We start from the raw sequence: 12311 nt of genomic DNA, 5'->3' as shown, positions 1-12311 counted from the left end.
CAGCTGCAAGCGAAAACGGGGGCTGATTGATGAGCACGAAATGTGCCTAATTGAATCAAGCGCTTATCCGGGCGTAAGATGGCCATCTAGATAGCCATCTTGTGCGCCCCTGCGCGGAAGCCGCGCCGCAAAAGCCTGTTTGCCATGAAATCCGTCTCCATCGCCGACGCCAAGAACCGCCTCACCGAGCTGCTCTACGAGGCCGAGGAAGGTCAGACCCTACAGCTGACCCGACGCGGCCAGCCGGTGGCGGTGCTGTTGTCCGAAGCCGACTACCTGCGGCTGCGCGCGGCGGCGGCCGGCAGCCTGAACTTCGCCGCCTGGGCCCAGCAATGGCGCTCGGAGCTGCCGGCGGGCTTCGAGGGCATCAGTGCCGGCGAGCTGGAACGCTGGCGCGAGCTGTAGGACATCCGTGGCCAACAAGCTGCTTTATCTGCTGGACCTGGCAGTGCTGGCCGAGCTGAGCCGGCCCACGGGCAACCGCCGCGTGTTCACCTTGTATGAGCAGCGGCAGCGGCAGTGCGCGCTGGCAGCGCCGGCACTGTATGCGCTCTTGCGCGGCATCAATGGCCTGCATGGCGGCGAGCGCCAGACTCAGTTGGGGGTCTTCGCCGATGAACTGCAACGCAGCGGGCCGCAGCTGCTGAGCTTCGATGGCGATGCGGCGCAGTGGCTGGCACGCGAACGCAGCGAGCGCTGGCGGCAGGAGCGCGGCTGGTCGGTGCTGGAAGCGCAGCAGACGGCGATCGCGGCGACGCGGGAGTTGAGTCTGGTGACGCGCAATGCCAGTGCGTTTGCGGGGATTGCAGAGTTGCGGGTGGAGGACTGGTTCCGGCCTTAGGGCACGTCCTGTACAAGACCGCGCCATCCTTGGCGCGGGGATCAAAAATGGCGCGCGGTAGGGGCCAGGGACATGCTTCGAGTCCTGCAGCGGTCTGGAAGTTTTCACGGCCGGTTCAGTGTGGCCGGGCATAGTGGCAACGCGCACGCTTGGTCGTGCATGGAGAATGTGTGATGCGAGCAATGCTGATTCGTTTGCGTTTTGTGCCGCTGCTGCTGGCCATCCTGCTGTCGCCGCTGAGCGCGCGGGCGGATCTGCAGATTTCGGTGAACTTCGCGCCGCCGGAACTGCCGGTCTACGACCAACCGTACTGCCCGGGACCGGGCTACCTCTGGGTGCCTGGCTACTGGGCTTACGACCCCGATTACGGTGAGTACTACTGGGTGCCTGGCACCTGGGCGCGACCACCGCGTCCGGGCCTGCTGTGGACGCCGGGCTACTGGGCCTGGAACGAGTTCGCCTACGTCTGGTATCCGGGTTATTGGAGCACGCAGGTGGGCTTCTACGGCGGCATCAACTACGGCTATGGCTATCCGGGCAGCGGCTTCTACGGCGGCTACTGGCGCGGCAATCAGTACTACTACAACCGCTCGGTGAGCCGCGTCGATACCCGCCGCATTCCTTACTTCTATCAGCGCAATGTGGTGAACAACATCACCATCAACCGCATCAGCTTCAACGGCGGCGACGACGGTGTGCGCTATCGCCCCAACGAGCGCGAGCGCGAGTACGGACGCCTGTCGCGCTTTGCGCCGACCTCGCCGCAGCTGCAGCACATCCAGTCGGCACGTCAGGACCGGCAGTTGTTCGCACGCGAAAACGGCGGGCGCCCGCCGATTGCTGCGACCTTGCGCCCCGGCGCTTTCGGTCCGCGCGATATCGTGCCCTCACGCGAGGCTTGGCGTGGCGGCGATCCGCGCCGCGATGAGCGAGACCAGGACCGCCGCGACGTACAGCAGCGCTGGCAGCAGCAACAGGAACGCCAGGACGCCTGGCAGCGTGATGGCGATCGCCGACGCGCCGAGCAGCAGCGTGAGGAGCGCGACCAGTTGCAACAGCAGCTGCTGCGTCGCAACGATGAGCAGCAGCGCCGCGAAGCGCAGGACCGCCAGAACTGGGCGCGCCAGCAGCAGCAGGCGCAGCAGCGTGAAGAGCGCATGCGCGACCAGCAACGCCAGCAGCAGGACGAGCAGCGCCGCCAGATGCAGCAGCGGCAGAACGATTTCGAGCAGCAGCAAAGGCAGATTCAGCAGCAGCGCGAATATCAGCAGCGCGAGGCGCAGCAGCAGCAGGAGCGGGCACGTCGCGAGATGCAGCAACAGCAGGAACGCCAGCAGCGGGAAATGCAGCAGCAACAGCAGCAGCAGCGCCAGCAACGTGAGATACCGCAGCGTCAGCAGCAGGGTGAGCAGCAGCGCCGACCGGACGCGCCGGCCTGGACACGCATGATGCAGCGCGGCCAGGACGATTCACGCAACTAGGCAGGCGCCGCAAACGAAAAGCCCGCCGGATGTGCGTCCGGCGGGCTTTTTTCTGTAAGCTGGGCGATCAGAAGCTCAGCTTCAGACCCAGCGTGAAAGTTCCCAGGGTGGTATCGACGCTGTCCTTGCTGAGGGCATAACCCTGGCCGCCGAGCACGGCGGCAAACATCGGCGTGAAGCGATAGCCGAGGTTGTACTCGAACACCGCGCCCGTGCCGATGTCACCCATGTCGATATAGCCCAGCGACACATCCCAGAGGAAGGCGCCCTTGCCGGCATCGCGCAGGCCGGCACCGGCGACGAAACCACTGTCATCGTCCGAACCACCATCACCACTGAGCTTGACCTTGCCGTAATCAGCCAGGACATAGGCAGCAAAACCGCCGCTGTAGAACTGATAGCGCAGACCGGCGCGCAACACGCTCAGATCCGTATCGCCTTCGTACTTGACACCGTCAAAGCGGAAGTCATTGGCGCTGGTGCTCAGATAGCTCACCTGAGCCGCCAGCTCGGGCGTCAGATTGAAGCTGCCGCGCAGATCGAAGCCATCGCCCTCCACCTCCGCCTTGTCGAAGTCGTCTTCGATTTCCACCTTGCTGCCGGCGTAACGCAGGTCCAGCGACCCGATCGGTGCCGCCTGGCTGGCGCAGGACGCGGACAACAGCAAACCCGTCAAAACCATTTTTTTGAACATGAACACTCCCGGTGTGTATTGCCTTTATCGCCGCCCTTGTTGTGTACCTCTCGGATACCAGCGGCGGTCGGCGCGCACCTTAGCAAAAACGCTGCGCTGTGGAGACGGCAGCGGCGAGGGCGACTGCCAAGCCGCGCACAATGTGCTTCAGCGCAGGCGGCGCGGGTCGAACAGACGTTCGTGCTCGTCCAGTGCGTAACGGTCGGTCATCCCGGCGATGTAATCGGCGACGATGCGGGCGCGGCCGTCCGCACCCAGGGCCTGCTCCAGGCGCTGCGCTTCCTGATAGTGCTCGGGTGGCAGCAGCTTGGCATCGTCGATCAGGGCCGCGAACAGCTCGCGGATCACACGCCTTGCCTTGACCATCATGCGGTGCACCTGATGATGGCGGTACAGCTGCTCGCGCAGGAAACGCTTGAGCTCTTCGTTCTCGGCACTGACCTGCGGCGAGAACGAGATCAGGGCCTTGCTCTGTGCCCGTACCGCTTCCAGGCTGTCGATGGCCTGTGCCTGAAGCTGCTGCTGGCTGTGCGCGATCAGGTCCACCACCAGGGTGTTGATGATGCGCCGGATGGTTTCATGACGCTGCTGCTTGGGGGTGATGCTGCCGTAGCGCGCCAGCACCTCGTCGTGGTGGCGGCGGAACAAGCTCACCTCGCGCAGCTGGTCCAGCGTCAGCAGCCGCGCGCGCAGGCCGTCGTCGATATCGTGATTGTTGTAGGCGATCTCGTCGGCGCTGTTGGCCAGCTGCGCTTCCAGCGTGGTCTGGCGGCGTGTGAGAAAACGCTCGGCCACCTCGCCGAGCTGTCGCGCACGCGCCGCCGAGCAATGCTTGAGGATGCCTTCGCGGGTTTCGAACATCAGGTTCAGGCCGCGAAACTCCGCGTACTTGTCTTCCAGCTCATCGACCACGCGCAGCGATTGCGCATTGTGCTCGAAACCGCCGTAAGGCTTCATGCAGTCGTTGAGCGCATCCTGACCGGCGTGACCGAAGGGCGTGTGGCCCAGATCGTGGGCCAGTGACACTGCCTCGCAGAGATCTTCGTTGAGCCGCAAGCTGCGCGCGATGGTGCGTGCGATCTGCGCCACTTCCACCGAATGCGTCAGCCGCGTGCGGAACAGATCGCCTTCGTGATTGACGAAGACCTGGGTCTTGTACTCCAGGCGCCGGAAGGCGCCGGAGTGGATGATGCGGTCGCGGTCGCGCTGGTATTCGCTGCGATGTCCCGCGCCCGGTTCCGGATGCAGCCGGCCGCGCGAGTGGCGGTCATTGGCGGCGTAGGGCGCGAGGTCCATCTGCGGCTTCAGGCGCTGGTGAAGTGGGTGAAGCAGGCGTCGAGCGCGGCCTGATCGAAGTTGCTGCTGACCAGACTCTGGCCCAGCGGCTTCATCAGCACCAGACGCAGCCTGCCGGAGACGTTCTTCTTGTCCAGGCCCATCAGATTGCGGAACTGCGCCGCGTCCAGACCGGCCGGCGGTTTCACCGGCAGGCCGGCGCGCGCGATCAGCGCGATGCAGCGCTGCGCGTCCGCCTGCGCCATCCAGCCCAGGCGCGCGGACAGATCCGCCGCCATGCACAGGCCGGTGGCCACCGCCTCGCCATGCAGCCACTCGGTGTAGCGCGTGTAGGTTTCGATGGCGTGCGCGAAGGTGTGACCGAGATTGAGCGTGGCGCGCGGGCCGGCGCCGCCGGAGACGGTCTCGCGCTCGTCCTGGGCCACGATCGCGGCCTTCATCTCGCAACTGCGGCGGATGGCGTAGCTCAGCGCTTCGCCGTCGAGCTTGAGCAAGGCATCGAGGTTCTCTTCGATCCAGTTCAGGAACTGCAGATCGCCCAGCATGCCGTACTTGATCACCTCGGCCAGACCCGCGAGCAGCTCGCGGCGCGGCAGCGTCTTGAGCGTGTCGGTGTCGGCCAGCACCAGCTGCGGCTGGTGAAAGGCGCCGATCATGTTCTTGCCCAGCTCGTGATTGACGCCAGTCTTGCCGCCCACCGAGGAATCCACCTGCGCCAGCAGGGTGGTGGGCACCTGCACGAAGTCGATGCCACGCTGATAGATGGCGGCGCAAAAACCCACCAGATCGCCAATCACGCCGCCGCCCAGGGCCACCAGCACGCCGTCGCGCGGCAGGCGTGCGCGCAGCAGCAGGCCCATCACTTCATTGACGTTGGCGAGGGTCTTGGCGGTTTCGCCCGGCGCCAGGGCCAGCGCCCTGGCGGGGTCGCTGCCCAGCGACGCGCAGAGGCGCTCCAGGTACAGCGGCTTTACGTGTTCATCGGTGATCACGAACAGCGGCCGGCCCCGCAAGGGTTCCAGCAATTGCGGCTGGGACAGCAGGCCTGGGCCGATGTGGATCGGATAGCGGCGTTCGGCGAGTTCGACGTGCAGGGTGTTCATGAGGTGCTGCTGGGATTTTCGCCGCGCATCGTAGCAAATGCCGGCCGGGCGCCGGTTCAGTCGCGATCCACGTGCCGCTCGATTTCACGCAGCAGGGTGCGTGCGCCGCGATGGTCGGTGTGCAGCACCAGATCGGCGATCTCGCGGTACAGGGGATCGCGGATTTCAAACAGGCGCGCGAGGGTTTCGCGTCGGTCGCTGGAGGCCTGCAGCAGCGGCCGGTTGGCAGCGCGCGCGGTGCGCTGCACCTGCTGTTCGACGCTGGCGTGCAGATACACCACGAAGCCGTGCGCGGCCAGGGCCTGACGGTTGCGCGGATCGAGAATCGCGCCGCCGCCGGTGGCCAGCACGATGCCCTGGCGTTCCACCAGCTCGGCGATGGTCTGCTGCTCGCGCCTGCGAAAACCCGGCTCGCCTTCCTTTTCGAAGATGTAGGGAATGTCCACGCCGGTGCGCGCTTCGATCTCGTGATCGCTGTCGATGAATTCCAGACCACGCTTGTCCGCCAGGCGGCGGCCGATGGTGGTCTTGCCGGCACCCATGGGGCCTATGAGAAAGATATTGCGGCTGCTGAGCATGGTGTCGGGCCCGCTCCCTACGGGCAGAACGACACTTTACCGTGTCGCCGTCTGCTCTTCGAGAATGCGGGGCGTGACGAAGATCAGCAGCTCACGCCTGGCGCTGCTGCGCGCGCTGTTGCGGAACAGATAGCCCAGCAGCGGAATATCGCCCAGCAAGGGCAGCTTGCCGGTGCTGCGATTGCGTTCTTCCTGCGTCACGCCGCCGAGCACCAGGGTCTCGCCGCTGTGGATCAAGGCCTGGGTCTGCAGGCGCCGCGTGTCGATGGTCGGCGCCGCGCCGCCGGTGCCGGTGCTGACGCTGCTGCCCTGGCTGTCGTTGGTGACGCTGAGGTCCATGATCACGCGACCATCGGGCGTGACCTGCGGCGTCACGGTCAGCGACAGCACCGCTTTCTTGAACTGGGTGTTGGTGCCGTTGTTGCTGCTCGATGTCTGGAACGGAATCTCGCGGCCTTGCTCGATCAGGGCCTGCTTGCCGCTGGCGGTGAGCACGCGCGGCTGCGCAATCACATCGCCGCGGCCTTCGCTTTCCAGGGCCTGCAGTTCCAGGTCCAGCTGAAACTCGGGGCCGAGGATGGACCAGCCCAGCGTGCCGATGGCGGTGTTGGCGGTGGGCGCGTGCACGGCCAGTGCGCTGTCCAGCGCCGGCTGACCGCCGGCCAGGCGTTCGCGCGCCGCCGCCGCGCTGCCGGCGATGGCGTAGTGCCCGCTGCCGCCGGCGCCGCCCAGACGCGCGCCGAGCTGCCGCGCGAAATCCTCGCTGGCAATCACGATGCGCGACTCGATCAGCACTTGCGGCTGCGGTTGGTCCAGTTCGGTCAGCAAGCGCATCAAGGTCGGCAGACGGTCTTCTTGTTCCTGCAGCAGCAGCGTATTGCTGCGCTCGTCCACGCCGACGCGGCCGCGTTCGCTGAGCAGCGAATTCTTGTCGGACTGCAGCAGGTTTTTCAGCTCGGCCGCCTTGGCATAGCGCAGTTGCAGGGTCTGCAGCTGCAGCGGCGCGCTCTGCGCATGCGCGCGCTCGGCCTCTTCCAGGGCTTTTTCACGTTGCGTGAGTTCGGCCGCCGGTGCGATCAGCCACACCGTGTCGAGCTGTCGCAGGCCCAGCCCCTGGCTGCGCGCAATCACGCTCAAGGCCTGTTCGGGCGGCAGATCCTGCAGGTGCAGGCTGATGCGGCCCTGCACCGAGGGGCTGATCACCAGCTGCAGGCCGGCGATGGCGGCGATGCTGCGCAGCAGCTCGCCGAGTTCGGCATCGCGCACCGACAGGGATATCGGTTTCGCAGGCTCCGCCAGCGGCACTTGCGCAGCCGAGGCCGTGCTCAACAGCAGGAGCAGCGCAGCGAGGGCCTTCATGGCAGCGGCGGCGGGTTCGCCATGCGCAGCCGCAGCGGGCGCCCGTTTTCGATTTGGAGCAGCAGCGCCTGTTCATCCAGGGCCAGCACGCGCGCCTGCTCGATGCCGATGCGCTCGCGAGCATCCACGGCCTGCGTGCGGCCGTCGCTCGTACCCAACAGGATCATCTTGCGCTCGCCGTAGCACAGCAGGCCGAGCCACTGCAGGGTGTAGACCGACACCGTATGCAGACCGCGCATGGCCTCGGGCTTGGCCGCTGCGGCGCTGGCGGCGGGAAGCAGAGCGGCGAAGGGATCGCGCGCAGGCGACGGCCCGGGCCGGCCCTGCGCGCCGCAGAGCAATGCCGCGAGGGGCAGCAGCAGGATTCTCATGGCGACTTGCCCTCGGCCGGACGGTAATGACGCAGCACCAGACTCAGGCGCAGAACCTGGTTGTCGTTCTCGCTCTGCAGCTGCCAGTGCATCTGCTCGATCAGCAGCAACTCGCTCAGCTGCGGCAGATCATCCAGCCAGCCGCGCAGCTCGCCGTAAGCGCCGCTCAAGCTCAGGCGATAGCCCGGCGCGTCACAGCAGTCCAGGTGGATGGCCGGCAGCGGTTCGTAGCTGTCCTGGCGCAGACCATGCGCGGCACGCAGTTCTTCGAGCGCGTGCAGCAGACCGGCCGTCTCCGTGCCGGCCAGGGCGCGAAGGGCGCGTTCGTAGTCCGCTTGCAGCGACCGGTCACCGGCCTGCTGCTTGCGCAGGGCTTGCAGACGCAGCGCCTGCTCCTGGCTTTGTTTGGACAGCGCCTGCGTCTGCTCGCGCTGCTGTTGCCAGCGCTGCCAGCCGGGCAGCAGCAGCCAGGGTGCCAGGAGCACGCATGCCGCGGTGAAAACCAGCATCTGCAGCAGGCGTCGCCAGCGCGGTGGCCAGCGCTGCGCTGCGCGCCAGCGTTCCGGCAGCCAGGGCAGGTGCAGCGCCGTCATAAGCCTGCCGCCAGCGGCGATGGCTGCAGAAAGAGCACGAAGCGCTGCAGGCCGCCTTGCGCTTCGCTCTGCTGCGCCTGCAGCTGCACCTGGGCAAACACCGCGCTTTGCTGCAGGGCTTGCAGATAATCGCCCAGCTGCGCGGCGTCTTGCGCCTGGCCCTTGAGCAGCAGGCCATCGGCGGTCTGCTGCAGCTCGCTCCAGCGCAGGGTAGGCGGCAGGCTTTGCTCCAGGGCCTCCAGCCACAAGTCCGGCAGCTCGCGCTGGCGGCGCAGGGCCTCGATCTGCTGCAGCTGCAGACGCCAGCGGCGCGCCTGCTCGGCGTGCCGGTAATGCGCCTGCAGCTGCTGTTCCTGCTGCTGAAGCTGCTTGCGCAGCTGCGCCTGCTGCCGGCCTTGCCGTTCGCTCAACAGCTGCAGGCCGCCATAGAGCAGCAGCAGCAGGAACAGCGCCGCAAGCAGGCTCAGCTGCAGCTGCCGGCGCAGGCGCTGCTGCGCCTGCACGCGGCGCAGACTGCGCCAGTCCAGCAGATTCAAGGCCGGACTCATGCCCGCCTGAGCTGTGCGCGCACAGCCACGCCGTAAGCCAGCAGCGCGGCGCCGTGGGCACTGGCAGGCAGACGCGCGGGCGTGCAGCGGCGTCGCAGATCCTGCGTCAGTCGCGCAGCCAGACTGTTCAGCGTCGGGCCGGCACCACCGAGCAGCAAGGGCAGATCGGCTCGTGGACTGCCGGCCAGTGCCGTGCGCAGCTGGCTGAGCACGCGCGCATAAGCCGGCGGCTCATCGAGCCACAGTCCGTAGCCGGGCAGTTCCTGCATGAGACTGGTTTCACCGGCGTCGAGCAAAAGCAGATCGCAGCGGCGCCGGCGCAGGTAGAGCAGCGCACCATCGCCTGGCGGCGGCAGGCAGGCGCGCAGCCCCGCTTCCAGGGCGTAGCTTTCCAGGTCGGCGGCGATCACCTCCAGGCCCGCCAGCCGCAGTGCTTCGCAGCGAGGTTCCAGCTGCCGACGCGCACAGGCATAAAGACGCAGCTCGGTGTGCGCGCTGCTGGCGGTGGGAAGACATTCGAAATCGAAACAGCATTCGGCGGCGGGGTAGGGCAGATAGCGCTCGGCGTCGGCGTGCAGCAGTTCCTGCAGGCTGTCCTCGTCCAGCCCCGGCGGCAGTTGCAGGCGACGGATCTGCAGCATGGCGGCGGGCAGGGCCAGTGCCGCCCGATGCGCGCGCAGACCGCCGCGCTTGAAGGCCTCGCGTATGGCGGCGGCGGTGATTGCGGCGTTGAAGCCCTCGGCTGCGGGCAGTTCCGCGCTGACAGCGGCGCGAACCTCTTGCCCGCCGCCGAGTTCGAGCAGATGCACCTGCTCGTCGGCGAGATCCACGCCGACCACGGCAGCTTTCTGTCTATGCCGCATCCATGCGCTGAGTGATGCCCCCATAGCGGCGCCCCCTCTGCGACTTGCGTTGACTTTCCCCCGCCGGACCTCAACACTGCCGCCCGGACCGACGACGCCCGCCCTTGTCAGGCGATGACGAGCTCCGATGTGGTCTATAACAGCACGGCACCGATGCCGACCTTGAATCCGTTCACAGCCAGCAGCCTGCACGCTCCGGCGCCCTTACGATGAAATCCCTCACGATCAAACTCGCCGGCGCCGCACTCGCGCTGGTTCTGCTGGGCTTGCTGGCCGCCTGGGCCGGTATCCAGCATCTCAAGCAAGACCTGCCATCCGTAGCCAGTCTCAGCGAGTTGCAGCTGGCGCAGCCGCTGCATGTCTACAGCCGCGACGGCAAGCTGATCGGCGAGTTCGGTGCCGAACGCCGCGCGCTGCTCAAATACCAGGACATTCCACCGCAGCTGGTTCACGCCTTTCTCGCCGCCGAGGATGATCGCTTCTTCGAGCATCCCGGCGTGGACTGGCAAGGCCTGGCCCGCGCCAGCCTCAAGCTTGCGGCTTCCGGTGAGAAGGCCCAGGGCGGCAGCACCATCACCATGCAGCTGGCGCGCAATGTATTCCTGAGCAATGAGCGCACCTTCACGCGCAAGTTCCGGGAGATTCTGCTGGCGCTGCGCATCGAGGATGAGCTGTCCAAAGAGCAGATCCTGGAGCTGTATCTCAACAAGATTTTTCTCGGCGAACGCGCTTACGGCGTGGGTGCCGCCGCGCTGGTTTATTTCGGCAAGGACGTGCACGAGCTGAGCTTGTCGGAAGCCGCGGTGATTGCCGGTCTGCCCAAAGCACCTTCGCGTGACAATCCGGTGAGCAATCCGCAGCGCGCCCGCGAGCGTCGCGACTATGTGCTGTCGCGCATGCATACCCTGGGCTATATCAACGACGCGCAGTACCAGGAGGCGCGCGCGGCGCCGGTGGCGGTGCATCCTTATCGCGCCGCAGTGGATGTCGATGCGCAGTATCTGGCCGAGATGGTGCGCACGCAGCTCTACGAGCAGTATGGCGAAGATCTCTACTCGCGCGGCCTGAGCGTGATCACGACCATCGACTCGGCCAAGCAGGCCGCCGCCAATGGCGCGGTGCGTCGCTCGCTGCTTGAATACAACGAGCGCCACGCCTGGCGCGGGCCCGAGGGCAAGCTGTCGACGCAGGCCATGAGCAGCCCCGAACTGCTGCGCGAATCCCTGGATGCGCTGCCGCAGCTGAGCGATCTGCCGGTGGCGGTGGTCACGCATTACGAACCCGAGGCCCTGAGCCTCAAGCTGCGCGACGGCAGCGCGCTGACGCTGGAGAGGAGCGCGTTTGCCTGGGCCAACTGGGCCAAGAAGCCGCCGGAAGTGGGCGATGTGCTGCGCCTGCGGCGCAGTGGCGGCAACTGGCGTCTGGCGCAGATTCCCCAGGTTCAAGGCGCGTTTGTCGCGCTCAGTCCCAGCGATGGTGCGATTCAGGCACTGGTCGGCGGTTTCGATTTCTTCGTCAACCGCTATAACCGCGTGACGCAGGCACGGCGCCAAGTGGGCTCGGGCTTCAAGCCTTTTCTCTATGCTGCCGGCATGGCTTACGGTTACACGCCGGCCTCGGTGTTTCTCGATGCCCCGGTGGTGGTCGGCGATGGTGCCAGCGATTCGGCCTGGCGTCCGGAAAACTACGAAGGCGATCTGCAGGGCCCGATGCGCCTGCGTGAGGCGCTGGTGCATTCCCGCAATCTGGTTTCGATCCGTCTGCTGCAGGCCATCGGCCTGAACTATGCGCGCGATTTCATTCCGCGCTTCGGTCTGCCGGCAGACCGCCTGCCCAATGATCTGACCATGGCCCTGGGCAGCGCCGTGTTCACGCCGCTGGAGCTGGCACGCGGCTATGCCACTTTCGCCAATGGCGGCTTCGTGATTGATCCTTACTTCATCGCCGAAGTACGCGATGCCGGTGGCAAGGTCTTGTTCCAGGCGCAGCCCAAGCGGGCCTGTCCGCTATGCGGCGACGTCAGTGCGGCCACCACCACCACCAGCGCCGACAGTGCCGCGCCGGCCGCTGCAGCCGCACCGGCCAATACGGCCGACAGCCTGGCGCGCAGCATCGATCCGCGCGTGATCTGGCTCGCCACCAGCATGATGCATGACGTCACCGTGCGCGGCACCGGCGCGGCGGTCAATGCGCTGGGCCGCGTCGATCTGGCCGGCAAGACCGGCACCACCAACGACGAGACTGATGCCTGGTTCGACGGCTTCCAGAAGGACGAGGTGGGCATCGCCTGGGTGGGTTTCGATCAGCCCACACCTCTGGGTCGTGGCGAAGTCGGTGCGCGCGCGGCGCTGCCGATCTGGATCGACTACATGCGCACCGCGCTCAAGGGCGTGCCGCAGCAGACACTGCCGCAGCCCACCGGGCTGGTGAGCGTGCGCATCGATCCGGCCACCGGCAAGCTGGCAGCGCCGGGCACGACAAACGCGATCTTTGAAACCGTGCAGGAAGACCATGTGCCGGAAGCCGCGCAGGCTGACGAACATGAGCCGGGCAAGAAGTCCCTGGAAGATCTCTACTAAAGGCG

Annotated in this window: 13 protein-coding genes; 4 read left to right on the top strand and 9 right to left on the bottom strand. The window is 66.5% G+C overall.

What is annotated here, in order from left to right; genetic code table 11:
* Positions 1 to 144 precede the first annotated feature (144 nt).
* The 3 genes from BMY12_RS16805 (at position 145) to BMY12_RS16795 (ending at position 2322) form a co-directional block, all read left to right on the top strand.
* Entirely contained in the window at positions 145 to 405 is a 261-nt protein-coding gene (locus BMY12_RS16805) for a type II toxin-antitoxin system Phd/YefM family antitoxin (RefSeq protein ID WP_093288967.1), read from the top strand.
* A gap of 7 nt (positions 406 to 412) precedes the next feature.
* Positions 413 to 841 carry a PIN domain-containing protein gene (locus BMY12_RS16800; RefSeq protein ID WP_093288857.1) on the top strand — a complete coding sequence of 143 codons (429 nt, stop codon included), beginning with the start codon at positions 413 to 415 and terminating at the stop codon, positions 839 to 841.
* 182 nt (positions 842 to 1023) lie between these two features.
* Positions 1024 to 2322: a YXWGXW repeat-containing protein gene (locus BMY12_RS16795; protein ID WP_177189045.1), complete on the top strand. Its 1299-nt coding sequence runs from the start codon at positions 1024 to 1026 to the stop codon at positions 2320 to 2322.
* Between the two features lie 67 nt (positions 2323 to 2389).
* Here the strand turns inward: BMY12_RS16795 and BMY12_RS16790 are convergent, their stop codons facing one another.
* The 9 genes from BMY12_RS16790 to pilM all read right to left on the bottom strand — a co-directional run bounded on the left by BMY12_RS16790 (position 2390) and on the right by pilM (position 9727).
* Complete coding sequence (locus tag BMY12_RS16790; protein WP_143068987.1) at positions 2390 to 3016, bottom strand: outer membrane beta-barrel protein; 627 nt, start codon at positions 3014 to 3016, stop codon at positions 2390 to 2392.
* Between the two features lie 147 nt (positions 3017 to 3163).
* Positions 3164 to 4312 (bottom strand): deoxyguanosinetriphosphate triphosphohydrolase, encoded by a 1149-nt coding sequence (locus BMY12_RS16785; RefSeq protein ID WP_093288853.1) that lies wholly within the window; start codon positions 4310 to 4312, stop codon positions 3164 to 3166.
* An 8-nt stretch (positions 4313 to 4320) separates the two neighbouring features.
* Positions 4321 to 5415 carry a 3-dehydroquinate synthase gene (aroB, locus tag BMY12_RS16780; RefSeq protein WP_093288851.1) on the bottom strand — a complete coding sequence of 365 codons (1095 nt, stop codon included), beginning with the start codon at positions 5413 to 5415 and terminating at the stop codon, positions 4321 to 4323.
* 56 nt (positions 5416 to 5471) lie between these two features.
* A complete protein-coding gene (aroK, locus tag BMY12_RS16775) occupies positions 5472 to 5993 on the bottom strand; it encodes a shikimate kinase AroK (protein WP_093288849.1) in 522 nt (173 codons plus the stop codon).
* A gap of 36 nt (positions 5994 to 6029) precedes the next feature.
* Positions 6030 to 7352 carry a type IV pilus secretin PilQ gene (locus tag BMY12_RS16770; RefSeq protein ID WP_093288848.1) on the bottom strand — a complete coding sequence of 441 codons (1323 nt, stop codon included), beginning with the start codon at positions 7350 to 7352 and terminating at the stop codon, positions 6030 to 6032.
* On the bottom strand, positions 7349 to 7723 hold the full coding sequence (locus BMY12_RS16765; RefSeq protein ID WP_093288846.1) for a hypothetical protein: 375 nt from the start codon (positions 7721 to 7723) through the stop codon (positions 7349 to 7351). Before BMY12_RS16765 ends, BMY12_RS16770 begins: the two co-directional genes overlap by 4 nt.
* Positions 7720 to 8316 carry a type 4a pilus biogenesis protein PilO gene (locus BMY12_RS16760; RefSeq protein WP_093288844.1) on the bottom strand — a complete coding sequence of 199 codons (597 nt, stop codon included), beginning with the start codon at positions 8314 to 8316 and terminating at the stop codon, positions 7720 to 7722. The genes BMY12_RS16765 and BMY12_RS16760 overlap by 4 nt, the downstream gene beginning before the upstream one ends.
* Positions 8313 to 8864, bottom strand: coding sequence for a PilN domain-containing protein (locus BMY12_RS16755; protein WP_093288843.1), 552 nt, complete (start codon positions 8862 to 8864; stop codon positions 8313 to 8315). The genes BMY12_RS16760 and BMY12_RS16755 overlap by 4 nt, the downstream gene beginning before the upstream one ends.
* Entirely contained in the window at positions 8861 to 9727 is an 867-nt protein-coding gene (gene pilM / locus BMY12_RS16750; RefSeq protein ID WP_177189044.1) for a pilus assembly protein PilM, read from the bottom strand. Before pilM ends, BMY12_RS16755 begins: the two co-directional genes overlap by 4 nt.
* 209 nt (positions 9728 to 9936) lie before the next feature.
* Here pilM and BMY12_RS16745 point away from each other — a divergent pair, with 209 nt between their 5' ends.
* Positions 9937 to 12306 (top strand): penicillin-binding protein 1A, encoded by a 2370-nt coding sequence (locus tag BMY12_RS16745; protein ID WP_093288840.1) that lies wholly within the window; start codon positions 9937 to 9939, stop codon positions 12304 to 12306.
* Positions 12307 to 12311: the final 5 nt, after the last annotated feature.

The sequence above is a fragment of the Solimonas aquatica genome, from assembly GCF_900111015.1.
GTDB classification, from domain to species: Bacteria; Pseudomonadota; Gammaproteobacteria; order Nevskiales; family Nevskiaceae; genus Solimonas; species Solimonas aquatica.
The sequence above is the reverse complement of the archived record's forward strand: the minus strand, read 5'-3'. Positions and strand labels throughout refer to the sequence as shown.